The 22,870-nt window shown below is 61.5% G+C and carries 26 protein-coding genes and 1 pseudogene; 14 read left to right on the top strand and 13 right to left on the bottom strand.

The genetic code is table 11. The features are described from left to right. Positions 1–162 precede the first annotated feature (162 nt). Positions 163–1,232: pseudogene (locus H1204_RS39785) on the top strand (IS30 family transposase). A gap of 558 nt (positions 1,233–1,790) precedes the next feature. Here H1204_RS39785 and H1204_RS39780 read toward each other — a convergent pair. The 3 genes from H1204_RS39780 to H1204_RS39770 all read right to left on the bottom strand — a co-directional run bounded on the left by H1204_RS39780 (position 1,791) and on the right by H1204_RS39770 (position 5,311). Next, the gene (locus H1204_RS39780) at positions 1,791–2,465 is read right to left on the bottom strand and encodes a response regulator (protein WP_180734114.1); all 675 of its coding nucleotides are present in this window, start codon (positions 2,463–2,465) and stop codon (positions 1,791–1,793) included. Next, positions 2,455–4,656: a PAS domain S-box protein gene (locus H1204_RS39775; RefSeq protein ID WP_180734113.1), complete on the bottom strand. Its 2,202-nt coding sequence runs from the start codon at positions 4,654–4,656 to the stop codon at positions 2,455–2,457. Before H1204_RS39775 ends, H1204_RS39780 begins: the two co-directional genes overlap by 11 nt. 274 nt (positions 4,657–4,930) lie before the next feature. Next, positions 4,931–5,311, bottom strand: coding sequence for a response regulator (locus H1204_RS39770; RefSeq protein ID WP_180734112.1), 381 nt, complete (start codon positions 5,309–5,311; stop codon positions 4,931–4,933). 328 nt (positions 5,312–5,639) lie between these two features. Here H1204_RS39770 and H1204_RS39765 point away from each other — a divergent pair, with 328 nt between their 5' ends. Next, entirely contained in the window at positions 5,640–5,894 is a 255-nt protein-coding gene (locus H1204_RS39765; protein WP_042315411.1) for an H-NS family nucleoid-associated regulatory protein, read from the top strand. Between the two features lie 186 nt (positions 5,895–6,080). Here H1204_RS39765 and H1204_RS39760 read toward each other — a convergent pair whose 3' ends face one another. Then, positions 6,081–6,992 carry a PilZ domain-containing protein gene (locus H1204_RS39760; protein ID WP_180734111.1) on the bottom strand — a complete coding sequence of 304 codons (912 nt, stop codon included), beginning with the start codon at positions 6,990–6,992 and terminating at the stop codon, positions 6,081–6,083. Between the two features lie 332 nt (positions 6,993–7,324). Here H1204_RS39760 and H1204_RS39755 point away from each other — a divergent pair, with 332 nt between their 5' ends. Further along, complete coding sequence (locus H1204_RS39755) at positions 7,325–7,750, top strand: VOC family protein (protein ID WP_180734110.1); 426 nt, start codon at positions 7,325–7,327, stop codon at positions 7,748–7,750. 169 nt (positions 7,751–7,919) lie between these two features. After that, positions 7,920–8,867: a LysR family transcriptional regulator gene (locus tag H1204_RS39750; protein ID WP_180734109.1), complete on the top strand. Its 948-nt coding sequence runs from the start codon at positions 7,920–7,922 to the stop codon at positions 8,865–8,867. Positions 8,868–8,876: 9 nt separating this feature from the next. On the opposite strand, the gene H1204_RS39745 is transcribed toward H1204_RS39750, so the two are convergent. From H1204_RS39745 to H1204_RS39725, 5 genes are all read right to left on the bottom strand, one after another. After that, entirely contained in the window at positions 8,877–9,764 is an 888-nt protein-coding gene (locus H1204_RS39745; RefSeq protein ID WP_180734108.1) for a LysR family transcriptional regulator, read from the bottom strand. Positions 9,765–9,909: 145 nt separating this feature from the next. Next, complete coding sequence (locus H1204_RS39740) at positions 9,910–10,116, bottom strand: tautomerase family protein (protein WP_007579041.1); 207 nt, start codon at positions 10,114–10,116, stop codon at positions 9,910–9,912. A 19-nt stretch (positions 10,117–10,135) separates the two neighbouring features. Continuing rightward, entirely contained in the window at positions 10,136–10,366 is a 231-nt protein-coding gene (locus H1204_RS39735; protein WP_180734107.1) for a tautomerase family protein, read from the bottom strand. A 26-nt stretch (positions 10,367–10,392) separates the two neighbouring features. Beyond that, a complete protein-coding gene (locus H1204_RS39730; RefSeq protein ID WP_180734106.1) occupies positions 10,393–11,802 on the bottom strand; it encodes an MmgE/PrpD family protein in 1,410 nt (469 codons plus the stop codon). 173 nt (positions 11,803–11,975) lie between these two features. Next, positions 11,976–12,116 (bottom strand): hypothetical protein, encoded by a 141-nt coding sequence (locus tag H1204_RS39725; protein ID WP_007734221.1) that lies wholly within the window; start codon positions 12,114–12,116, stop codon positions 11,976–11,978. 179 nt (positions 12,117–12,295) lie between these two features. On the opposite strand from H1204_RS39725, the gene H1204_RS39720 reads away from it, so the two are divergent. Then, positions 12,296–12,847 carry a thioredoxin family protein gene (locus H1204_RS39720; RefSeq protein WP_180734105.1) on the top strand — a complete coding sequence of 184 codons (552 nt, stop codon included), beginning with the start codon at positions 12,296–12,298 and terminating at the stop codon, positions 12,845–12,847. Between the two features lie 47 nt (positions 12,848–12,894). On the opposite strand, the gene H1204_RS39715 is transcribed toward H1204_RS39720, so the two are convergent. Then, entirely contained in the window at positions 12,895–13,908 is a 1,014-nt protein-coding gene (locus H1204_RS39715; RefSeq protein WP_180734104.1) for a D-cysteine desulfhydrase family protein, read from the bottom strand. Positions 13,909–14,274: 366 nt separating this feature from the next. Here H1204_RS39715 and H1204_RS39710 point away from each other — a divergent pair, with 366 nt between their 5' ends. The 8 genes from H1204_RS39710 (at position 14,275) to H1204_RS39675 (ending at position 18,675) form a co-directional block, all read left to right on the top strand. Next, positions 14,275–14,553 carry a DUF2282 domain-containing protein gene (locus tag H1204_RS39710; protein ID WP_035996097.1) on the top strand — a complete coding sequence of 93 codons (279 nt, stop codon included), beginning with the start codon at positions 14,275–14,277 and terminating at the stop codon, positions 14,551–14,553. Further along, the gene (locus H1204_RS39705; RefSeq protein WP_243468878.1) at positions 14,550–15,059 is read left to right on the top strand and encodes a DoxX family protein; all 510 of its coding nucleotides are present in this window, start codon (positions 14,550–14,552) and stop codon (positions 15,057–15,059) included. Before H1204_RS39710 ends, H1204_RS39705 begins: the two co-directional genes overlap by 4 nt. A 73-nt stretch (positions 15,060–15,132) precedes the next feature. After that, positions 15,133–15,897, top strand: a complete 765-nt coding sequence (locus H1204_RS39700) for an alpha/beta hydrolase (RefSeq protein WP_180734103.1) — start codon at positions 15,133–15,135, stop codon at positions 15,895–15,897. 52 nt (positions 15,898–15,949) lie between these two features. Then, positions 15,950–16,219, top strand: coding sequence for a hypothetical protein (locus H1204_RS39695; protein ID WP_035993808.1), 270 nt, complete (start codon positions 15,950–15,952; stop codon positions 16,217–16,219). A gap of 75 nt (positions 16,220–16,294) precedes the next feature. Next, a complete protein-coding gene (locus H1204_RS39690) occupies positions 16,295–17,167 on the top strand; it encodes a DUF692 domain-containing protein (protein WP_180734102.1) in 873 nt (290 codons plus the stop codon). Beyond that, positions 17,164–17,916, top strand: coding sequence for a DNA-binding domain-containing protein (locus H1204_RS39685; RefSeq protein WP_180734101.1), 753 nt, complete (start codon positions 17,164–17,166; stop codon positions 17,914–17,916). The genes H1204_RS39690 and H1204_RS39685 overlap by 4 nt, the downstream gene beginning before the upstream one ends. 49 nt (positions 17,917–17,965) lie before the next feature. Beyond that, positions 17,966–18,202 carry a 4-oxalocrotonate tautomerase family protein gene (locus tag H1204_RS39680; protein WP_180734100.1) on the top strand — a complete coding sequence of 79 codons (237 nt, stop codon included), beginning with the start codon at positions 17,966–17,968 and terminating at the stop codon, positions 18,200–18,202. A 47-nt stretch (positions 18,203–18,249) separates the two neighbouring features. Beyond that, positions 18,250–18,675: an organic hydroperoxide resistance protein gene (locus H1204_RS39675; RefSeq protein ID WP_180734099.1), complete on the top strand. Its 426-nt coding sequence runs from the start codon at positions 18,250–18,252 to the stop codon at positions 18,673–18,675. A gap of 94 nt (positions 18,676–18,769) precedes the next feature. Here H1204_RS39675 and H1204_RS39670 read toward each other — a convergent pair whose 3' ends face one another. Both H1204_RS39670 and H1204_RS39665 read right to left on the bottom strand, forming a co-directional pair. Then, positions 18,770–18,967, bottom strand: coding sequence for a hypothetical protein (locus tag H1204_RS39670; protein WP_180734098.1), 198 nt, complete (start codon positions 18,965–18,967; stop codon positions 18,770–18,772). 231 nt (positions 18,968–19,198) lie between these two features. Then, a complete protein-coding gene (locus H1204_RS39665; RefSeq protein WP_180734097.1) occupies positions 19,199–20,710 on the bottom strand; it encodes a CoA-acylating methylmalonate-semialdehyde dehydrogenase in 1,512 nt (503 codons plus the stop codon). 107 nt (positions 20,711–20,817) lie between these two features. Here H1204_RS39665 and H1204_RS39660 point away from each other — a divergent pair, with 107 nt between their 5' ends. After that, positions 20,818–21,759: a LysR family transcriptional regulator gene (locus H1204_RS39660; RefSeq protein WP_180734096.1), complete on the top strand. Its 942-nt coding sequence runs from the start codon at positions 20,818–20,820 to the stop codon at positions 21,757–21,759. Between the two features lie 113 nt (positions 21,760–21,872). Here the strand turns inward: H1204_RS39660 and H1204_RS39655 are convergent, their stop codons facing one another. Then, positions 21,873–22,856 (bottom strand): sugar ABC transporter substrate-binding protein, encoded by a 984-nt coding sequence (locus H1204_RS39655; RefSeq protein WP_243468970.1) that lies wholly within the window; start codon positions 22,854–22,856, stop codon positions 21,873–21,875. Between the last annotated feature and the right edge of the window lie 14 nt (positions 22,857–22,870).

The raw sequence follows: 22,870 nt of genomic DNA, 5'->3' as shown, positions 1-22,870 counted from the left end.
AAAGTAGGCAAAAGAAAGCGGCTCACACCGCCAGTTCTAGTTCTTGCCTGAGGGCCCCCACAGGGTCTTACGCTTCACACGGCGACTTTCCTGTTCGCATTCGTTGCCAACGCTTGGCGGTTTCAAGATGCAAGTGCAACACTTCCGTTTAGGATACGTTGCATGGGAAAAAACTACGAACAGCTGAGCGCCGAAGAGCGCGGTGTGATCTTTACAATGAAGTTTGAGGACAAGAGCACGCGCGAGATCGCGCGTGCGCTTGTGCGCTCACCCAGTACGATCAGTCGCGAACTGAAGCGCAATGACTGGAAACCGGCTCACGAGCGCGCAACGATGGGACGACCGCCGATCGCCGGCGGTTACAATTCAAGGCGTGCGGGTTTGCGGGCAGGCAGACTGCGGCGCAAGCCTCGGCGGGAACGCAAGCTGCACGTCGATGGGCCGCTGTGGCCGCAGGTGCGTGAACTGCTGGCCAAATGCCATTCACCCGAGCAGATCAGTGCGCAGCTGAAGCAGGCGCATCCGGATGAGCCCACCCTGAACGTGTCTCACGAAACCATCTATCACGCCATCTATGCCATGCCTCGGGGCGAGCTCAAACGCGAGCTGATCGCGCTGCTCAGACGGGGACGCAGCACGCGCAGACCCCGCTCGCGCGGCGAAGACCGGCGTGGCAAGCTCACTGACATGGTCAGCATCCATGTGCGCCCCCGGAGGCGAACGAGCGGGTGCTTGCCGGACACTGGGAAGGCGATCTCATCAAGGGGGCAGGAAACCGCTCGGCGGTGGGCACGCTGATCGATCGCAGCACGCTGTTCCTGATGCTGGTCAAGATGGATGACAGCACGGCGGAAGCGGCGTTGCGGGGCTACAGCGCAGCGTTTGCGCCGCTTGACCCGGAACTGCTCAAGACGCTGACCTACGATCAGGGCAAGGAGATGGCACTGCACAAGGAACTGGCCAAAGCAACGGGCATGCGCATCTACTTCTGCGATCCACACAGCCCGTGGCAGCGCGGCATCTGTGAGAACACCAGCGGTCTGTTGCGCCAGTACCTGCCCAAGGGCGCGGACCTGTCCGTGCTCTCGCAGCGCCAGCTCGACATGATTGCGATAGAGATGAACAACCGTCCGCGCAAGACGCTCGGCTGGAGAACGCCCGCGCAAGTCTTTATTGAAAACTGCAAGAAGCAGGGAATCGAAATCAACCCCGCTGTTGCACTTGGTCTTTGAAACCGCCCTTCGAATAAACGCCTCACCCGCTTCGAATACCCATACTCGGGCCAGCGGCAGCGAATGGTATGTGCCGCCCAGGTGGCAAACTGTGTGTAGGTTGTCGCGTCGTATAGCTTGGCGCTCTTACAGGGTGGTGCGCGTGCGCTATCGGTTCGGAGTGAGGCGTGTGCAGTACTACGGCCTACACACAGTTTGCCACCTGGGCGGCGGAGGAATATCCGGCACGGCATGGTGCAGCGCGGGTGGGTGAAGCGGGTGAGGCGCACCGCAAGAGCGCTGGCAACGAACGCGAATCGAGAAGTTGCCGCATGAAGTGAGGGACCCGTTGGGGGCCCTCAGGCAAACACAAGAGTTAGCGGTGTGAGCCGCTTTCTTTTGCCTACTTTTCTTTGCGGCGGCAAAGAAAAGTAGGTGCCGCCCCGCACAGGGGCAACGCCTGAAGCACGCTAACAAAACGCGGATGCCAGCGGAACCACTGGCAGACCACCATTAACGGCGAACGCCAGCAAAGAACCAAAAGCAAACCCAAACCAACGTCGAAGACAGACAACAACCTCAAGACCCGCGCTGCGTCCGCGTCGACGCCCCCACCTCCAACGACTTGACCCCCAGCGCTTCCGCCTTAAGAACAAAATCAGCCAGAGACCTGGACTCCATCTTCTTCATAGCCTGCCCGCGATGAATCTTGACGGTAATCTCACTGAGGTTCATCTCAGCAGCAATCTGCTTATTCATAAGCCCGCTAGCAACAAAAGCCATCACTTCACGCTCTCTCGGCGTCAGCGACTCATACCGTTTTCTCAAATCAGAAACCGAACGTTCGGACTTTCTCCGCTCTTCGTCTTTGGCGAGCGCATTCGCAACCGCATCGAGCATGTCCTGATCCCGAAACGGCTTCGCCAGAAAATCCATCGCGCCGGCCTTCATAGCCTTCACAGACATCGCAATATCGCCATGCGCAGTCATGAAAATAATGGGCACATGCACATTGCCAGCAGCGATCTGCTCCTGCACAGCGAGCCCGCTCTGCCCCTTCAACCGCACATCGAGAATCAGGCAACTGGGAATATCAGGCTTATCGAGCGACAAAAACTCCTGCGCAGACGCAAAAGCCTCGACCCGCAAACCCACCGACCGCAGCAGCATCGTGACGGCCGCGCGCATCGAATCGTCGTCGTCGACGACATAAACGATCGACTGATTCGGGTCGTTCATTTCATCACTGCTCATCGCACGTTCCTTTATCGATCGGCAAAACGAATTGCATCGTTGCGCCCCGCCCTTCTTCAGACTCGGCCCAGATACGCCCGCCGTGCGCCTCGACGATGGACCGGCAGATCGACAGTCCCATGCCCATGCCGTCCGCCTTGGTCGTGAAGAACGCGTTGAAGAGCCGCCCCACGTTCTCGTCGCTGATGCCTGTTCCCGAATCTTCGATGGCGACCTGCCCATAGTGCCCGTCCGCGAGGCTCGTTGCGATGCGCATGTGCCGCGCCCGCCCCGTCATGCCCGCCATCGCCTGCACGCCATTCATCACGAGATTGATGACCACCTGCTGAAGCTGCACGCGGTCACCGCACACGAACGGCGGCGGCTCCGCGTAGCAGGCTTCCAGCTCGACCCGCGCGGCGTCCAGCTCACGCCGTACAAGCTCAATCGATTCTCTCACGATACCGTTCAGATCGAGCACCGCCTGGCTCGGATCGCGCTTCTGCGCCATCGAACGTATCTGGCGGATCACGTCGCTGGCGCGCTTCGCGTCGCGCACCATCTGGTTGATCGACTGGCCGACTTCGCCGAGATCGGGCTTCGCGCGGTTCAGCCAGCGCGTCGCGGCATCGCCCGCCGTGACGATCGCGGCGAGCGGCTGCGTGACTTCATGCGCGATCGACGCGGCGAGTTCGCCGAGCATCGTCACGCGCGTGACGTGCGCGAGTTCCGCCGTCGAGCGGTCGAGCGCGTCCTGCGCGAGCTGCCGCTCCGTCACGTCCATCAGCGCGCCCACGTATTCGATGCTGGCCGACTGCGGCACGGCCAGATGCGCGACGTAGTGCACGTACTTGATCCGCCCGTCGGGCATCTGCAGCCGGTGCTCGACGTCGACATATGGCGCGCCCGACAGTCCCGCTTCGTACGCTTCACGGACCAAAGCGAGATCGTCGGGATGCGTGCGCGCGAGGATCAGCTCCATGCCCGGCGTGTAGTCGGGCGAATACTCGAAGATCCGGTAGACCTCGTCGGACCACCACATCGCGCCCGCGGGCAGGCGCGTCGCAATGCTGCCAGTGCGGCTCAGACGCTGCGCGTCGGACAGGAACGCCTCGCTGCGCTCCAGCGCCTGCTCGGCCTGCTTGCGCTCCTCGATATCGGTATTGACGCCATACCAGCGCAGAATCTCCCCGTTCTGATCGCGCAGCGGGTCCGCGCCGATATGCATCCACCGGTACGAGCCGTTGCTCTGGCGGATGCGTGCGACGTTCTCGAACGGCTTGCCCGTGGCGATCGCGCCGCGCCACGCCGCGTGCATCGCGGGCCAGTCGTCGGGATGCACGATCGATGTCCAGACGTCGCCGCTGCCGCCCGTCAACGTGATGCCAAGCTCGTTCCAGCGTCGGTTGATGTAGCTCAGTTCGCCATCGCGCGACGAACTCCAGACCATGCCGGGAATCGCGTCGATGATCGCGCGCAGGTCTTCCTGCTGCCGCTGCAACTCGGCTTCCATGCGCTTGCGCATCGTGATGTCGTTGTTGGTCGCGAGTATCGCGCGCGGCTTGCCCTTGTCGTCTCGCCACAGGGCAAAGCGGCTCGACACGATGACGGTGCTGCCGTCGCTGCGCACGCGCTCCAGTTCGCCTTCCCAGCGGCCCTTGCGCACGACCTCATCGCGCAGCGCGTCGAGGGGAATGGATGAACTGGTGCGCGTCAGTTCGTGGATGCGCTGGCCGATTGCCTGGTCGGCCGTCCAGCCGTACAGTTCCTCGGCGCCCTGGTTCCAGAACGTGATGCGGTCGCTCATGTCGTACGCGACGATCGCGTCGTGCGTCAGGTTCAGCAACTGGATCTGCTCCTGCAGCCGCACCGTGTTCGCCTGGTTGCGCAACGCGAGAAACGAGGTCGTGCCGATTGCAAGCAGGCTCACGATACCGCGCGCAATCGAGCCGCCGGAATAGTTCTCGTCGTGCGACATCAGGAAGGCAATCACCGTCAGCGCCACACACGCGTATGCCGTTGCGATCGTGGCATGCCGCAAGCCCGTCGACGCGACGAGCAGCACGACGGCCACATAAAGCACGGCAATGGCGATGTCGAGCGGCGTCAGCGCGTCGATCAGGAACACGATCACGCCGACAATGCCCGCAAGAGAAAAGAGAACGCGCGCGTCGCGAGCCGACGTCACGGCTGCGCCCTGACGGAACGTCATGACGCCCCGTGAACGCGCTGTATTGCTGTGGAGTGGAATGGACGGCACATCTTCGGCATAGGCGTTCCTCGCGAGCGCTTGTCTGCGGCATTGATTAGCGGCGCTTTAAAGCCGCATTTGTCAGCGGGCGGCGCAACCCTGATTCGCGCCGCCACACGCGTCGCTCGACAGTCGGACATCCAGCAAGCCGGCCCATTTCGATCCGGTAAGGATTCTATCCGAATAGCCCGACAACCCTTGTCATAGGGCCGCGGCGCGGTAATCCGCGCCGGACTCAGTCGCCCTGCGAGCCGTCGGGTTCGAGCCCAGCGAGGCAGCGCGACACTTCGGCGCCGTCGACAGGTTTGGTCAGCACGCATAGCGCGCCCAGGTCGAGTGCCTGGCGGCGCACCGCGTCGGAGGCGAAAGCGGAGATGAAAATGATGGGCTGCGTGACGCCCATGTCCAGCAGATGACGATACATGTCGAGACCGCTCATACCGGGCATTTGCACATCGGAGATGATGCACGCGACCTGGTCCACGTCGGATGCGAGGAACGCCTCGGCCGATGCGTACAGCCGGACATCCCAATCCAGCGAACGAACGAGGCTAGACATCGCGGTGCGGACGGATTCGTCGTCGTCGATGACTGAAGCGATCGGATGGTTGTGCAAGCGACTTTCCTCGGCCGTTGGTTTGCGACGGCACGGTTCTGCGTAATGCCGTTCAAGATGATTCCATCTTATGGGAATCGCCCGGCCGCGAGAATCATATGTAGGTATAGTTCTGCCCCTCCGCGCGGCCTCGGGCCCCGCCCGTCAAGCCCGGCCGGCCTCCTTACGGCAGATTCCAGCCCGCCGCCGTGCGTTTCGGAACCCGCGCGTGCCTTGCGGAAACCCGCTTGCGCGCGGCCTCCCTACATTGTCGACGTCATGGGCCAACGCCCGGCCCACCCCATCGTCACGGGATCAACCGTCTTTTTTGCAAACGAGGAAACACAACGTGTCCGCCGTCATTGAACATCTCGAAGGCGAAGCGCGCGAGCGCCTGATTGTCTGGCTCAAACGCCGCATGCAGGAGTGCAATATCACATTGGAAGCACTGCAACATGCGCTGCAGCAGGATATCGACGAAGCGAAACGGATTCGCTACCGCGATGCGTGGGGCAATACGTGGACGGGCGACGGCGAGCACCCGGAATGGCTGCGCCGCGCGGTTGCGGCTGGGCAAAGCATCGATCACTTTCTGTGCGAGTGACGCGAATGGCCAGCATCACGCGAACGACGCGAATGTGACATCTCGCAGGCCCTTAAGCGTCTCTTCATCTTGCCGTCCGTATCATGGCGACGGTTCCTGTGCACCCCCTCGTAAGCACGGGAACCGATTCAGCCGACGATGACGTCGGCTTTTTTTCGCGCCGGTCCAGGCGGGCGGGCTGTCGCGCTATGCGTGGCGCTCGGGCGGCACGGCCCCCGTCAGCACGTCCAGCACATACTCCTTGACCAGCGCGCGCACGTCGCCCGACGTATTGCCGAACTCGGCGCCCACCAGGGTTTCCCCGTCCTTCGTGCGGCGGTTGCGCGCGATGCAGTTCAGCGGCGCCGTGCGCACGCGGCCGGCACGCGCGAGCGGCAGCGAAAGCTTGAAGTGCTCGCCGGGCGCGAGCGAATTCGAGGTCGAGTTCACCAGCAGGCCGACGCCCGCGGCGCTCAGATCGACTGCGCGGACTTCCGTCCCCGCCATGGGCCGGTCGTTTTGCGAGAGGCGCGCCGTCACGTCGATGCCGACGCGCACATGCCGCCGCAGCGCTCGCGAGCGGACTTCCGTGGGGTAACGCAGATAAAGCACGTCGAACGGTGACGTATGCCGGCCGATGACTTCCGATTCGAACGCATGGCGATAACGCCCCGCGATGAACTGCCCTTCGACAGCCTCGCCCGCCGCGAACGCAGGATCGACGCCCGCGCCCGCGAGCAGCAGGCTGACGTCGTCGAGCGCGCCGACGAAGCGGGTGCGCGAGGAAATGGCCGGGCCGTTTGCCAGCGTGATGACGAAGTCTTCGGGGATGCAGCCCGACACGGGAAATGGACCCACGAGCGTCTGGTCCTCATTGCCGCGCCGCGCGCGCCCAGCGGACGCGGGTGTGGTGTCCGCGTCCTCAGGCGTGGCGTCGTCGCGGCGCTCACCGGGGAACGGATGCCTGAACGGCCCTTGCGCAAAGAGCCGCTCGCATTGCACCGCGCTATGAACGATGTGCCCGCGCGCCATCAGCAGCCTGCCGTCCGCCGTGTAGACGGAAAACGGCAGCGGAACCCCGATCGTGACTTCCCGTTGCGACAGCGGCACCAACGGCATGACTCGTTTTCTCCTCTCGAACTTTTTACCGCATCGCAATCGTGCAGTGCGTGCAGTGCGTGCAGTGCGTGCAGTGCGTGCAGGCAGCAAGTATGCACGACGTGGGCGTCCGGACCAACCTGGCAAACGTTTGTCTGACTCGATTGTTTAGACAGACGTATCCAAAACGCCATCGCGCGCAATGCCGGACCCGCAAAGGTTGGTTTCCCGCGGCTCAAGAATCTTCGCAGCGGCGCGTCCCTATAATGGCCGCCATTACCGGCGTTTGCGTTACTGCGTTTCGCGTGCTATCACGGGACAAGCCGCCCGCCCACTGCACAGGACAATTCGACATGACTACCCAGGCCCTCACCTCCGGCATCGATCACGTTGGTCTCGCCGTGCGCGATCTGAACCTGACGCGCGATTTCTTCGTCGAATGCCTGCAGTGGAAACAGGTCGGCGAAAAGCCGGACTACCCCGCTGCGTTCGTGTCGGATGGACACGTGATGCTGACGCTGTGGCAAGTCACCAATCAGGCGAATCTCGTAGCGTTCGACCGCAAGACCAACGTCGGCCTGCATCATCTTGCGTTGCGTGTGGGCAGCGAGGAGGCGCTCAACGAGATTTTCGCACGCGTCTCGCAGTGGCCCGGCGTCAAGGTCGAGTTCGCGCCGGAGAACCTCGGCGCGGGACCGAAGCGTCACACGATGATCTACGAACCCGGCGGCATCCGGCTCGAATTCGACTTCGATTCGCGTCTGAAGGCGGCTGGCTGAGCAGCGCATTGCGCTCGCCAACCCGCAATCCATGACACGCAGAAAAGGTCGCGGTGATGAGCTATCACCGCGGGTGATACCCCTATCAAAACAAACCGCGCGATCTCCTCGTGATCTGTTGCTAGAGTGATGCCAGTGCAGTTGGGCAGCGACAGAGCAGAGGTTGAGCATGGACCAGCTTTACATGTTGAGGGCGTTCGTCTCGGCGGCGCAGCATCAGAGTTTCAGCAAGGCGGCGACCTCGCTGGGTGTGACGACTGGCTCCATTTCGAAGGCGATTGCGAAGCTGGAAGCTTCTATCCAGACACGCGTGCTCCATCGCACGACGCGCTCCGTCACGCTGACGGAAGAGGCGCAATCCTATTACCTCAGTTGCTGCCGCCTGCTCGAAGAACTCGACGAAGCGAATCGCCGCATCATGCGCGAGCGCGAAGTCGATAGTGGCAAGCTGCGTCTCGTGATTCATCCGATGCTGGTCAGCGAGACGTTCTCGCAGTTCCTGTCCAGTTATCGCGCCATCGCGCCGAACGTGAACCTCGTCGTTTCCGTTGACGAGGGCGCCGTCAATCTCTATGACGGACAGTTCGACATGGCGATGCTTCCGCCGCATCAGGTCGAACAGTCGGCCGTCATTCGCAGAACCTTGTTCAAGTCGTCGCGCTCGCTGGTCGCATCCGCCGATTATCTTGCGCAACGCGGCACGCCGAATTGCGCGGCGGATCTCACCAAGCACTTTCTGCTCCTGCCGTCCCAATCGCGCCAGCGAAGCACGAACTACGTGCAGGTGATCGAAAACGGCGAGCCTGTGCAGGTGATTCCGATGTCGTCGATGGACGGCAACGACGTGCTGTTGCGCGCGGCGGCGCTGGCTGGCGCTGGCATTGCGGAGTTACCGGAAGCGATGGCGCGGGAAGATGTGGCGATGGGCAAGCTGGTGCCCGTTCTGCCCGGCTGCTCGATCTCGGATAGCGAAGTCGAAATCTGCCTGTTCTATTCGCATCGGGAGTTGCTGCCCGCCCGCTTCAGAACGTTCGTCGACTTCTGCACCGCGTTCTTTCGCCTTAACAGCGCACGGCGGCGGGCACCCTTGCTGGATGCCCAACCGCAGGCGGCTTAAGCTGCTTGGTTAGGCTGCCGCCATCACAGGGCCGAGACGCGAGCGCGTCACTTCGACGAACGCCTGCATCGCGCTCGACACGTAGGCGTCGTGCCGGCGAATAAACAGCGTGGCTACCTGCGCTTTCTCCGGCGGCAACGAATGAAGCGCGACGATATCCTGCTCGGCCGCACTGGACACCACGCCGCGCGGCAACAGCGTCACGCCGATGCCCGCCGCGACGCACGCGATGATCGCATCGAGTGAACCAAATTCGAGCGGCGTGGCCGTCACGATACCCATTTCCGCCAGCAGCGCTTCAAGCCGCTGACGATACGAACAACCCAATCTGAACACGATGGTCTTCAGGTCGGGTACGGCGCGCAGCGCATCCATCGATCGCAGGTTGCGCGGCGTCACCAGCACCAGTTCTTCCTGAAAGATCATCTCGGCATGCAGTTCGGGATGCTCGACGGGGCCCGCGACAAAGGCGCCATCGAGCCGGCACGCGGCCACCTCTTCCGTCAGACTGCAACTCGTGCCCGTGGTCAGAGACAGGCGCACTTGCGGATAGATTCTGGCGAAGTTGCTCAATATCGGCGAAAGGCGCAACGCGGCCGTCGTTTCGAGCGTGCCTAAAGCGAGCGTACCGGCGGGCGGGCCGTCGTCGAGCGCCGCGAGCCGCGCGTCCGAAAGCAGTTTCGCAATGCGCGCCGCGTACGGCAGCATGCGTTGCCCAGCGGGCGTCAGGCTGACGCCGCGCACATGGCGCTGAAACAGCGCGACACCGATTTCCCGTTCGAGAGACCGGATTCGCGCTGTCACATTGGACTGAACGGTATGAAGTTCGGCAGCCGCCCGGTTCATGCTGCCGTGACGGGCCACTGCCTCGAACACCTTGAGGTCGGCGACATCCATGCTGTGTACCTCGATGAGATCGACCGGGCCTCGATACTGTCATCACAGGCCCGCACTGCGCTGCGGCGCAGGTCGATCGTCATCCTACACCAAAGCCGGATTGCGCATCGGCGCGCTGATCACGGCCATTGCTTCTGACAAGGCCTCAACCCGTCTTCTGGGCTTTGAATTCCTCGCCATTGATACGGCTCGATATGCTGATGTTTTCGCGTGGATGCTCATGCAGGATCACGTTGATGATCTTCGGGTCGGAACCGATCGCGTCGTGCGTGACCTGAATGATATCGCGCATCAATTGCTCGCGGCGTGCCGGCGTCAATCCAGCCGCAATATGGCATTCGATAAAAGGCATGCTGATACTCCTGCGATGTTTATTTAAGGCGACTGATCAGTTCTTTGTCGTTGGCCGCGCCTTCCACGTATTCGGGAAGATGCTCGCCATGCTCGACGAAGTTGATACCCCTGCCCTCGCGAAACACAATGAAGATGTCATTCTTCGCTTCGCCTGTCGCCTCGCTGACCACACGCAGCAGACCCGCTGCGAGCTGACGTTTCTGTTCGTCCGTTCTGCCGTATCGCATGTCACATGAAATCAGGGCCATTCGAATCTCCTGTATGCCTGAATCAATTATTGAATTCCCGGATGCTTTGCCGGGTACACCGCTTCTCGATTGACTTTCGTGAGGAGTTGCATCAACTCCGAAATGTCGTGTTCTTCGAGTCTGGAAACGAGATCGACGATCTGGCCACGCATCGCTTCGTCCGCATAGGGCTCGCTTAGCCAGTTGAATTTTTCGACAGTCCGCTCCCACGTGAACGGATTGTCGAGACCGCCTTCGAATCCCACATGCTCCTTCGACACCACACGGCCATCGCGGCAGCGGATCGTGATGCGCGTATTCAATGCCTGCGGGTATTGGGCCGAGAAGGCGGCGTCGGGACGTATCGTGACCTTCTTCAGCAGCGCCTGCGCGTCGGCTGCCTGGACACGCGCGGGTTCCAGTTGCGCGGGACCGACCTGATCGTCGAGCAAGGCCGCGGCAATCAGATACTTGAGGTTATAGTCGGCCTGCTCTTTCGTTTGCGGGTCGTCTTTTGCACCGAAGCCGCCGCCGCCCGCGATGTCATAGCCCATCTGGAAGATGTCGCAAGCCACATCTTCGACGTCGCCGCCCGTTATGCCGTGCGCGCGCTTGAGTTCCAGCGTGGCTTCGAGCACGGGTTGGCCGTGAATCAGCGAACAGTACTTCTTCATCACAGTCTGATGAACGACCTCCAGGCTCGAATCCTCCCAATCCACTTCGACCGGCTGATCGAACATCCGCACGAGTCCGTTCGGTCCTTCGAAAAGGCGTAGCGGCCCCGTAAAACCGCGCTTCGCAAGCGACGCCGAATAAACAGCCCGCATACAGGTTATGCCCGGAGAAAAGCCCTTCCAGTACGACACGGGTTCGGAGTGAACGCAGGAGAGCGAGATGTTGTCGACGGTTGCGATGGCGATCGCATGCGCGATTTGATCTGCATCGAGGCCAAGCAGCTTTCCCGAAGCAGCGGCTGATGAAATCGCCAGTTGAATCGCGTGATTGAAACCCTTTGCCATGACAGGAACGATTGCCGTAATGCGGCAGCCGATCTCATACGCAACCGCGAGCGCCAGCATGAACGATTCGCCGTCCGCCGATGCGTGCTCGGCGGCGGCCAATACTGCGCCAAAGTTGTCGCTCGGATGACAAAGACCGCCTGGCGACATATAGCTGTCGAGCAGATCCACATAGCGCACCAGAGCCGAGTTGTACAACGCCGCCTGATCCGGAGAAGTCGAGCCGCCGCCAATCAGCGTGCAGGTACCGCCGCTGCGATATTCGTCGAACTGCTCCCGAAGCGCCTTGAAAGGCGAGCCTGGCAATGCGGCAATTGCACACCCCAGGCTGTCCAGTATGTTCCGCTTCAGCAAGTGCCGGGTCTGCGGCGTGAGATGACTGGCGTGCGCAACGTCGGCAAACCGGCCGATACGTTCGACAGCGGTATGAGTGCTCATGGCTTGAAGGTCTCGCATGAAGAACGGGTGACTCAATGTCGCACCGCTCACTGCGGAGATCAAGCGAAGGGTTTGGATACCGCTATCTGTTGCGCTGATAGTGGCGACACGTTTTCAGGCATTACTTTTCGCATACAAACCCTACGCAGGCGATGTAGTGGAGAACCTGAGCTTTATCGTGCGACGCGCGCCGATGTTTTCCGGCGCTTTTGCTGCACACCGCTTGCCGTCATCAGATCGCACTGAACGGGGTGAGTGATTTCCGTTGCAAGCCCGCCCGCGAGAAAGAAGAAGATTGCCAAAAGCCGTTTCATGATTGCCTCCAACATTGAGTCACGGCTTGGTTATAGCGCAGAACATGCGCCCATTTGTGTCCCAATGTATCGAAGCACCCCACTGATACAAGACGATTCAAACGCGCGACACGGCGACACAGCAGAGATACGCGAGAACGTTCAAATACAGCCATGTCTTCCAATCAAAGGACGCTGACATGTTCTCCCGAATCAAAACCCTGACTACCGTCGTCGCAATTGCCGCCGTTGCCGGGCTGGGTGCAATGATCGCCAACAGCGGCGCCGCGACAGCCGTTCCTGCCGAAACCAACCGCGCTGCGCCGGAATTCGCTGGCATCGATCAATGGCTGAATTCACCGCCTCTGACGATGCAGCAACTGCGCGGAAAAGTCGTGCTCGTCGATTTCTGGACGTACACGTGCGTCAACTGCGTCAATACGCTGCCGCATGTCGAGAAGCTGTATCAGAAGTACAAGGATCAAGGCCTGGTCGTGGTCGGCGTGCACACGCCTGAATATGCGTTCGAGCACGAGACGAAAAAGGTCAAGGCGGCGATTGCCGAATACGGGCTGCACTACCCCGTCGCGCAGGACAACCAGTACGCGACGTGGAACGCTTATGGCAATCAATACTGGCCTGCCGTCTATCTGATCGACAAGCAGGGGCAGATCGTCTATAGCCATTTCGGCGAAGGCGATTACGACAAGACGGAAGCGGCCGTCCGCGAGCAACTGGCGCGCGCGGGTTGATGTTGGCTGATGTCGCCAAAGCGCGGCGTGTGCGCCGCGCTATTCGCTCAAAATGCGCTGCGATACGCGAACAGTCCCGGCAGGCCGCCCGTCATCAGGAACAGCACCTTCGAGCCTGGCGCAAACGTCTTGCTACGAATGTCGTGCAGCAGTCCCGCGAACGCCTTCCCGCTATACACGGGGTCCAGAAGCAGGCCTTCGACGCTCGCCAGAAGCCGCACGGCTTCGCGCATTGCGTCCGTGGGAATGCCGTAGCCTTCGCCGCGCTGTCCGTCCTGAACGATCACACTCGCGTCGGAAAGCACCGCGTCGGGCCGCAGCAGCGCAAGCGTTTCCTTCGCCTTCAATCGCGTGTTGGACAACGTGTTCTCATGCGTCGCCAGAACATTGTGCGAAACGACACGCGTCGGGTCCTCGCCCACCGCCAGCAAGCCGGCGACAAGGCCCGCCTGCGTGCCGCTGCTGCCGTTGGGCACTGCAATGCGGTCGAACGAAACACCCAATGCGCGCGCCTGTTCGAGAATTTCCGCCGCGCACGCCGCATAGCCAAGATTGCCGATAGCCGACGAGCCGCCCATCGGCGCGAGATACACCTTGTGTCCGGCATTGCGAAGTTCGTCCGCGCGATTCTGCGCGAACGCCATCGCGTCGGCACCGCCAGGCAGATCGTGAATGCGCGCGCCGAGCAGCGAGTCGAGCAGCACGTTGCCATTGTGGATGTAATCGTCGTCTTCGCGCGGCACCATGCGCGTCAGCACGACCTCGCACGCAAGGCCCGCACGCGCCGCCGCTGCGGCCGTGAGCCGCGCGTGATTCGACTGGCGCGCGCCCACCGTGATGACCGTGTCCGCGCCCTGCGCAAGCGCTTCGCCCAACAGGAACTCGAGTTTCCTGAGCTTGCTGCCGCCACCGCCGAGGCCGGTGAGATCGTCGCGCTTGACGTAGATATCCACGTCGCCGAGCAGCTTGCTCAAGCGGCTGAGATGTTGAATCAGCGTAGGCCCTTCGATCAATGCGTAACGAGGAAAGGCGGTGAGATCGAGAGCGGGTGCGGTCGACATGCGGAAATCTCCAGGTGTTCGGCGTCGTGTGTCGCGCAGATGTTAACGCATCGTCGCGTGCTTCGCATGCGTCGTTCAACGGCCATCAATCCCCGAAAATATTGAACATCAGGAAACAATCAATGCAATCACTACTCGCGCTTGCACGCGCTTTTGCAGGCTCATGGCCCGGCTTTCCGCTCTCGCTCTCCCAATCCAGCGAGATTATCGAGTATCACGCCATTCCACTTTTACATATATATCGCACGCGATTTACTCGTAACCGATTGACAAATTCCAAGACCCCAGTATCATCTCGCATCTGATTCGATCGCATGCGATCTACTTATTCCTGACCACCTGACTGTCACACCACCGGAGATGAATATGAAAAGCACTCGCGCAGCACTCGCCGCCACGTTCGCCCTTTCGCTCACTGTCCTCGCCACCAGCGCACATGCCGGGTCCGAGCAGGCCAAGCCTCAAGAGAAATGCTTCGGTGTGTCGCTCGCCGGCAAGAACGATTGCGCAGCCGGCCCCGGTACGAGCTGCGCAGGCACGTCGAAGGTCGACTATCAGGGCGACGCGTTCGTCATGGTCGACAAGGGCACCTGCACGACGATCAAGACGCCGAAGGGCTACGGCGCGCTGAAGGCGAAGTCATGATGCTGCACTCCCAAACCCGCGACGCGCGCGTTTCCCACTCGTCCCTCGCGAAACAGGGCGGCGTGACGGCACTCCGCGCGGCCGTCATCGAGCGCTTGTCGCGCGCGCTTTCGCCTTCGCTACTGTTGCTGGTGGCGCGCTTCGGTATCGCAGCCACCTTCTTTCTGTCGGGACGCACGAAAGTAACGGGCCTGCTGACGATCAAGCCGTCGACGTTTGCCCTGTTCAGCTCGGAATACGCATTGCCGCTGATTCCGCCGGAGATTGCCGCGCACCTCGCCACGTATGCGGAACACCTGTGCCCGATCCTGCTCGTGCTCGGATTGTTCACGCGCTCTGCCGCGTTGGTGCTGCTGGGCATGACGGCTGTAATCGAGATCTTTGTCTATCCCGACGCATGGCCGACGCATCTGACGTGGGCAGGTCTGCTTCTTCCGCTGATCGCGCATGGCGCAGGCAAATGGTCGGTCGATCATCTGCTGGGCCGCTCACGCACGACGGACTGACCGCAGCACACGACCAACCTTTCGCCACCCGACATCAACAACACGGCCCGCGTGGCCTCCATTCAAAAACACTATGCGCATTCTTTCGACTTTGACCCTCGCTGCGGCAGCGCTCGCCGTTTCAGGCGCGGCATTCGCCGCAACGCCGGACACACCGGCGGGCGTGAAGAACATCGTGATCGTTCACGGTGCCTTCACCGACGGCTCCGGCTGGCGCGCGGTGCACGACATCCTGATTCACAAGGGCTATAACGTCCGCATCGTCCAGCAACCGATGACGACGCTCGAAGAAGACGTCGCCGCGACGAACAACGCCGTCATCGGACAGACGGGCCCCGTGGTGCTCGTCGGCCATGGCTACGGCGGCGCCGTCATCACGGAAGCGGGTGCGCGTCCCAAGGTGAAGGCGCTGGTCTACGTCGCCGCATTTCAGCCCGACGTCGGCGAAAGCGTGAACCAGCTGGCGGGCTCGATGCCGAAGCTCACCGACGGCGTGCAGAAGACCATCGACGGTCACTACTACTTCGACCCCGCCAAATACGGCACGGACTACGCCGGCGATCTGGTGTCGAACCGCACCGACTTCATGGCCGTTTCGCAGGTGCCCGCCACTGTCGCCGACTTTGCCTCCGCGCCGTACACGGTCGCATGGCATGACAAGCCGACCTACGGCATCGTCGCGACCGACGACCGCGTGATCAACCCCGACCTGCAACGCTGGATGTACAAGCGTGCGGGTTCGAAGGTCACGGAAGTGAAGGCAAGCCATGCGATCGAGATCTCGCAGCCCGAAGCGGTCGCGAAGGTCATCGAAGAAGCCGCGCTGCACGCGAAATAAACGCCAAGCCATTTTCCCAATCGCATTTCACTCAACCCACCATGGAGCAACCATGAACAGCAACGTCAAATCCCGCGTCAGCTTCGCTGCAGCCGCAGCCCTCCTCGCCATCGCATCGGCCACCGTCGCGACCTCCGCGAGCGCCGCCACGGGCGAACAACCCGGCCGCTGCTACGGCGTCAATGCATGCAAGGGCCAGGCGCTGTGCGCGACGGCTCACAACGACTGCAAGGGCCTCAACAGCTGCAAGGGCAAGGGCGTGGTCGTGAAGACGCCGAGCGAATGCCTGTCACTGGGCGGCACGCTGACGGAACCGAAGTAAGTCACGCTATCGCTGGCCCGGCTATGCGTCGCCGGGCCAGTCCATTCACCGACACTCCGCAGCCGGGTACGCCACATGCTCTCTTCTAATCCCCGCTTTGCAGGCTATGGCCTTGGCCTGCGCAAGGAACACTATCGCGACTTCCTGGAAACGAATGTTCCCGTCGATTTCGTCGAAGTCATTTCCGAGAACTTCATAGTCGATGGCGGTCAGCCGCGCGACATTCTGCGGCGCGTGCGCGAGAAGCATCCCGTCGTGCTGCATGGCGTGTCGATGTCGATCGGCTCTGCGGATGGCGTCGACCGTGACTATCTGCGCCGCCTGAAGTCGCTCGTCGATGAGATCGAACCGCTGTTCGTGTCCGATCACCTGAGCTGGTCGCGCATCGGCCGCTTCAATTCGCACGACTTGTTGCCCGTCCCTTATACCGACGAAGCACTCGACACCGTCTGCGCGAATATCGACATCGCGCAGAACGCGCTCGGCCGCCAGATGCTGTTCGAGAATCCGTCCAGTTATCTCGCGTTCGACGGCGCAACGATGACCGAGTGGGAATTCATTTCCACGATGTCGAAGCGCACCGGCTGTGGCCTGCTCCTCGACGTGAACAATATCTTCGTGAGCGCGACGAACCACGGTTTCGATGCGCTCGCCTATCTCGACGGATTGCCCGTCGATCGCGTGCATCAGATCCATCTCGCGGGACACTCGCAAAGCCGCGATCTGTTGATCGACACGCACGATAGCCCCGTGTGCGATGAAGTGTGGGCACTCTATGAGAACGCGATGGCGCGGCTCGGTCCTGTCGCGACGATGATCGAGCGCGATGGCAACGTGCCGCCGTTGAACGAACTGCTGAGAGAACTGTGGATCGCGCGCAAGCTCGGCGCTCATGCGCAACAGGACGCACGGGTCGCACATGACACGCCCATTGCGGAGGCTGCATGACACTCGCTGCCTGGCAACAGGACTTCCGCTCGTGGCTTACGGATGCATCGGAAGAAGCCGCCCGCCGCGTCGGCGGCGATGCATCACGCGGATTGTCGGTCTACCAGAACAACTATCGCGGGCACTTGATCGAATGCCTCGAGCATTCGTTTCCACAGGTACGGACGTTGCTTGGCGAGGATGCGTTTCTGCATGCCGCCGTGACACACATCAACCACCATCCGCCGCACGCGTGGACGCTCGACGCGTACGCATACGGTTTCGGCGACACGCTGGGCGTGCTGTTTCCGCACAACCCCGACGTGCACGAACTCGCGTGGATCGAAAATGCGCTGGCCGAAGCCTTCGTTGCGCCTGACGCGCAGCCGCTGCCGCTCGACGCGCTCGCTTCCGTCGACTGGGACGCAGCGCGGCTGCGCTTTACGCCGTCGCTCAGGCATCGCCCCGCCACGACGAATGCAGACGGCATCTGGTCCGCCCTATTCGCCAACACCGAGGCGCCCGAAAGCGAAATGCTCGACGAGCCGGGCGGCCTGATCGTCTGGCGGCGGCAGTTCGTGTCGTGTCTCAAGCGCGTCGATGCCGCCGAGTACGAAGCGCTCCTTCATCTGCAGGAAAATCAAAGCTTTGCAACACTATGCGATCGGCTCGTCGAGCGTCTGGGTGACGCGGATGGCGTGGCGAAAGCGGGTGCGCTGCTGGCGGGATGGCTGGGCAGCGAACTCATCGTGGGTGTGGAGACCGTCTGACAGTAGCTGGCTCTCCGCCCATTCCTCAACTACGATCGAGGGGAGCAAGATGCCGATTGTCACCATTCAGGTTACGCGAGAAGGGACGAAGCCCGGCGCGGATTGCGTGACGGCCGAAGAAAAGGCGCGACTCATCAAGGGCGTGAGCCAGGTGTTGCTCGACGTGCTGAACAAGCCGCTCGAATCCACCTTTGTTGTGATCGAGGAAGTGCTGACGGACAATTGGGGCTGGGGCGGTCTGCCTGCCCTCGAGTATCGAAAGCTCAAAGCAGCGAAATCAGCCTGACCAGCAGTCTTCCAACAACGCGTAGCTCTTCAACGAAGGAGTTTGCCATGTCGCTCGAAAAGGCGCTTTACACTGCACACGCAACCGCGACGGGAGGCCGCGACGGCCGCGCGACGGTGCCCGAAGCCAACCTTGAATTCAAGCTCACCACGCCGACGGAACTGGGCGGAAAAGGCGGTGACGGCGCGAACCCGGAGCAACTGTTCGCCGCCGGTTACAGCGCCTGCTTTATCGGTGCGATGAAATTCGTTGCCGCACGCGATAAGATCGCGATGCCCGCAGATGCGTCGATCGACAGCAGCGTCGGGATCGGGCCGATTCCAAATGGGTTCGGCATCGAAGTCGAGATGAAAATATCATTGCCGGGTATGGAGCGCAGTGCCGCTCAAGATCTGGTCAACAAGGCTCACATCGTGTGCCCGTATTCGAATGCGACGCGTAATAACATCGACGTGAAGCTCACGCTCGTCTGACGCATCGATTCATTCTCTACATTGCTGGCCGCCGTTTTATCGCGCGGCCAGCAATACGCTATTGCGAATCTGAACGGCAATTCGCAATGCGCATTCAGTCCAGCAACTCCGTCACCACAGCCGGGCTATGCGAGTCCATCCAGTCGTATGAATCGCTGAAATGCGCCCATGCCCAATTGCGCGGCACGGCGGCGGCTTGTGCGTTCTCGCTCGATACTGCTTCGATGCGCGTGCGGACGCCTGCGCCGCTATGGTCGTCGATATTCCGGAAGTTCAAAGATTCGCGCTTCATTGCCTGATCCTCAGTAGAGCCTGTCGCGACGTCGAATTGAAACGTCGGCCTATGAAGCTAGGGTAAACCTCCTGACGCAATCATCAACCGGGCTGCGCAGAATTCACAGTTTTCAAATCGGGAATAATGCGTGCTATGGCTTCGATTGACTGCATCGTCAAACATCAGATCAAAGCGCACAAATGAAAACAGCCCTTTTAACAAGGGCTGTCTGGCGTGAATTAATGCGTGTTACTTCGCGGTCGGCATCGCGAATTCTGCGCCCTTCTCGATGCTCTCCGACCAGCGCTGCATGATCGACTTCTGCTTCGTGTAGAAACGCACGCCTTCTTCGCCGTATGCATGCGTGTCGCCGAACAGGCTGCGCTTCCAGCCGCCGAAGCCATGCCACGCCATCGGCACCGGAATCGGCACATTGATGCCGACCATGCCAACTTCGATACGGCGGCCGAACTCGCGCGCAACATGGCCGTCGCTTGTGAAGCACGCCACGCCGTTACCGAATTCGTGTGCATTGATCAGCTCGACGGCTTCCGTGAAGTCCTTCACACGCACGCAAGCGAGCACCGGGCCGAAGATCTCTTCCTTGTAGATACGCATGTCCGGCGTCACGTTGTCGAACAGCGTACCGCCCGTGAAGAAGCCGTCTTCATGACCCGCCACCTTCAAGCCCCGGCCATCGACGACGAGCGTCGCGCCTTCCTTCACGCCCTCGGCGATATACCCCTCGATCCGCTCCAGCGCCTGCCGCGTGACAATCGGCCCCATTTCCGCGTCCGGTTCCATGCCGTTCTTCACGATCAGGCTGCGGGCGCGCTCGGCGAGTCGCGGCACGATCTTGTCTGCCACATCGCCAACCAGCAGCGCAACGGAGATCGCCATGCAACGCTCGCCTGCCGAGCCGTAGCCGGCGCCGACCAGCGCATCGACGGCCTTGTCGAGATCGGCGTCGGGCATCACCACCATATGGTTCTTCGCGCCGCCCAGTGCCTGCACGCGCTTGCCGTGCTTCGCGCCCGTTTCGTAGATATAGTTCGCAATCGGCGTCGAGCCGACGAAGCTCACCGCCTTCACGTCCGGATGCGTGAGCAATGCATCCACGACAACCTTGTCGCCCTGCACGACATTGAACACGCCGTCGGGCAGGCCTGCCTCTTTGAGCAGTCCGGCCATGAACAGCGCCGCCGACGGATCACGCTCGCTCGGCTTGAGAATGAACGTATTGCCGGCCGCAATCGCGACGGGGAACATCCAGCACGGAACCATGCAGGGAAAGTTGAACGGCGTGATGCCTGCGACGACGCCCAGCGGCTGACGCATCGTCCAGTTGTCGATGCCCGTCGAAACCTGTTCCGTGTAGTCGCCCTTCAGCAGTTGCGGAATGCCGCACGCAAATTCGATCACGTCGATGCCGCGCGCAACTTCGCCTTGCGCATCGGAAAACACCTTGCCGTGCTCCGCCGTGATGATCGCCGCGAGTTCGTTGTGGTGGCGATTCATCAGTTCGAGAAAACGCAGCATGACGCGTGCGCGCTTGATGGGCGGCGTATCGGCCCACTTCGGAAACGCCGCCTTCGCGCTCGCGACGGCGGCATCGACATCGGCAGCCTCGCCGAGCAGCAGCTTGCGGGCCCTGGCACCCGTGGCGGGATTGAAGACGGCCTGGCTACGGCTTCCCGTTCCGCTGACGCGCTCCCCGTGAATGAAATGTCCCACGTCTGCGCTGTCGGTATAGGCTTGCATGTCTCGGCTCCTTCGTGATTGGCTTGAGAAGCAGTGTAGGAAGCTGCGGACGCGCTGGAAAGAGGCTAACATTGAAATCAATGTTTGCCATCGTGAACAATGAGTGTATGGATACGCAAAATATCGAAGAACTCTGGACGCATCTGCACTGGCTCACCATGCTCGCCGAACAGGGAACGTACACGGCGGCGGCCGCGCGTCTGGGCGTCAGCAAAGCGGCCATGAGCCAGCGCATCTCCGAACTGGAGCGCGCCGCGGGGATTTCGCTGGTGCAGCGCACGACGCGCAGCGTCCGGCTGACGGAAGCGGGCCAGCAGCTCGTCGACAGCACGCGCGGGCAATATGCGCAGATCGCCGCCAGCTTCGCGCAGGTCCGCGAACTGTCGGGCGTGCCGCGTGGCCTCGTGCGCGTGACGGCGCCTGTCGCGTTCGCGCGGCAGCAGCTGGTGCCGAAAGTGCCCGAGTTTCTGGCGGCCAATCCCGAGGTTCGGGTGCAACTGGAGGTGTCGGACAGGCTCGTCTCGCTCGCCACGGAAGGCTTCGATCTCGCGATCCGTCACAGCGCCGAGCCACCCGATACGCACGTCGCGTGGAAACTTTGCGACACGCATTCGGTGATCGTCGCGACGCGCGCGTATCTGCGAAAGCGCGGCACGCCAAAGTCACCGGAAGAACTTGCTTCGCACGATTGCCTTTTTTATCCGCGATCGTCGGGCGAACCGATGTGGTCGTTCGAGCGCAAGGCGGCGCGAAAGGCAGGCGCGCGGCCGGTCACCTTGCCCGTCAACGGACAGTTCTCCGCGAACAACAGCGAGGCGCTGCGCGACGCGGCGCTCGAGAGCCTGGGCATTGCGCTGCTGCCGGACTTCACCGCTCAGGCGGCCGTGCAGGCGGGCAAGCTGGTCGTCGTGCTGCCGGACTGGCGCGTGACGGGCGCGTTCGCCGAGCAGCTTTATATCGTGCGGCCTTATGCGTCGCATGTGCCGCGTGCAGTCGGGCTGTTCGTCGGTTATTTGCGCGAGCGCTTTGCAAACGGCTTTCCCGTTTGAGTCAGCCTTGATCCGCAAATAAACGATATGGGCCATTGATTGGCCCATATCGCCCACCCAAAACATAGTGGGAAAAGTGCTGGCGGTGGAGACGCCTGCAAAACGAAACCCGCTTATCGGTACTTCCCTGCGAGCGCCGACACCTTCTCGATGTTCTGTGGCGTGATGAAGCCCGGCCCCGAACTGATATTGCGCGCCTCGTAGACAGGCTTCAGCCCATAGTCCTGCAGCCGCTTGATGAACTTCGGGTCCTTCTCCAGTTCATTGCGAGCCTGCGCGACGTCCGTGTTGTGATTCTTGTGCATGATCGCGAGCATCGCGACGGGAATATAGCCCTGCAAGTAGGGTTGCTGATCGGTGCAGAACTTGATCGTGCCGTCCTTCATTCCCTTGGCGACGTCAGAGTCGATATCGAACGTCGCGAACCAGATCTTGCCTGCGAGCCCCATCTTCGTGACGGCGCGAATGGTCGGATCGGCGGAAGTGGGCCCAAGCGTCAGCACGGCCTGTGTGTTCGGATGCGCGCGCAGATAGGCGCTGACTTTCGATTCGATATCCGTCGGGTCGGTCCCCGCGTCCAGAACCGATGTCTTCATATCCGCGCCGATCGCTTCGGCGAACCCACGGCAGCGCTCGAACGACAGCGGGTTCGTCGCATAGTGGTTCACGCACAGGAACGTCTTGATGCCGTCGGCCTTGGCACGCTGTCCCGCCTCCTTGCCCGCGAGATACTCGGGCTGCCCCACATGCAGCAATGCGCCAAGATCGGCGCTCTGCTTCTCCGTGCCCGTGTTGGCCGTGACGAACGGAATGTTCTTCGCCTTCAGACGCGAGACGGAGCCTTTGAGCAGATCGAAGTCGGCGATGGTCGTCACCACGCCGTCGTAGTTGCGCGCCGCAGCCTGATTCACGAGCTGGACCATATCGGCGATATCGCCATTCGGCGGGTTGCGATAGTCGGTCTGCACGTTGAAATCTTCATCCGCCTGCTTGATACCGTTCTTGACGGTGTTCCACCAGGCATCCGAATCGGGCGCATGCGTGATGAAATCGAAATGCGCTGCAGGCCCCGCATTCGCATCGACATACAGGCCCATGCTCAGGACGGCTG

It is taken from the genome of Paraburkholderia sp. PGU19, from assembly GCF_013426915.1.
In the GTDB taxonomy this organism is placed as follows: Bacteria; Pseudomonadota; Gammaproteobacteria; order Burkholderiales; family Burkholderiaceae; genus Paraburkholderia.
The sequence above is the reverse complement of the archived record's forward strand: the minus strand, read 5'-3'. Positions and strand labels throughout refer to the sequence as shown.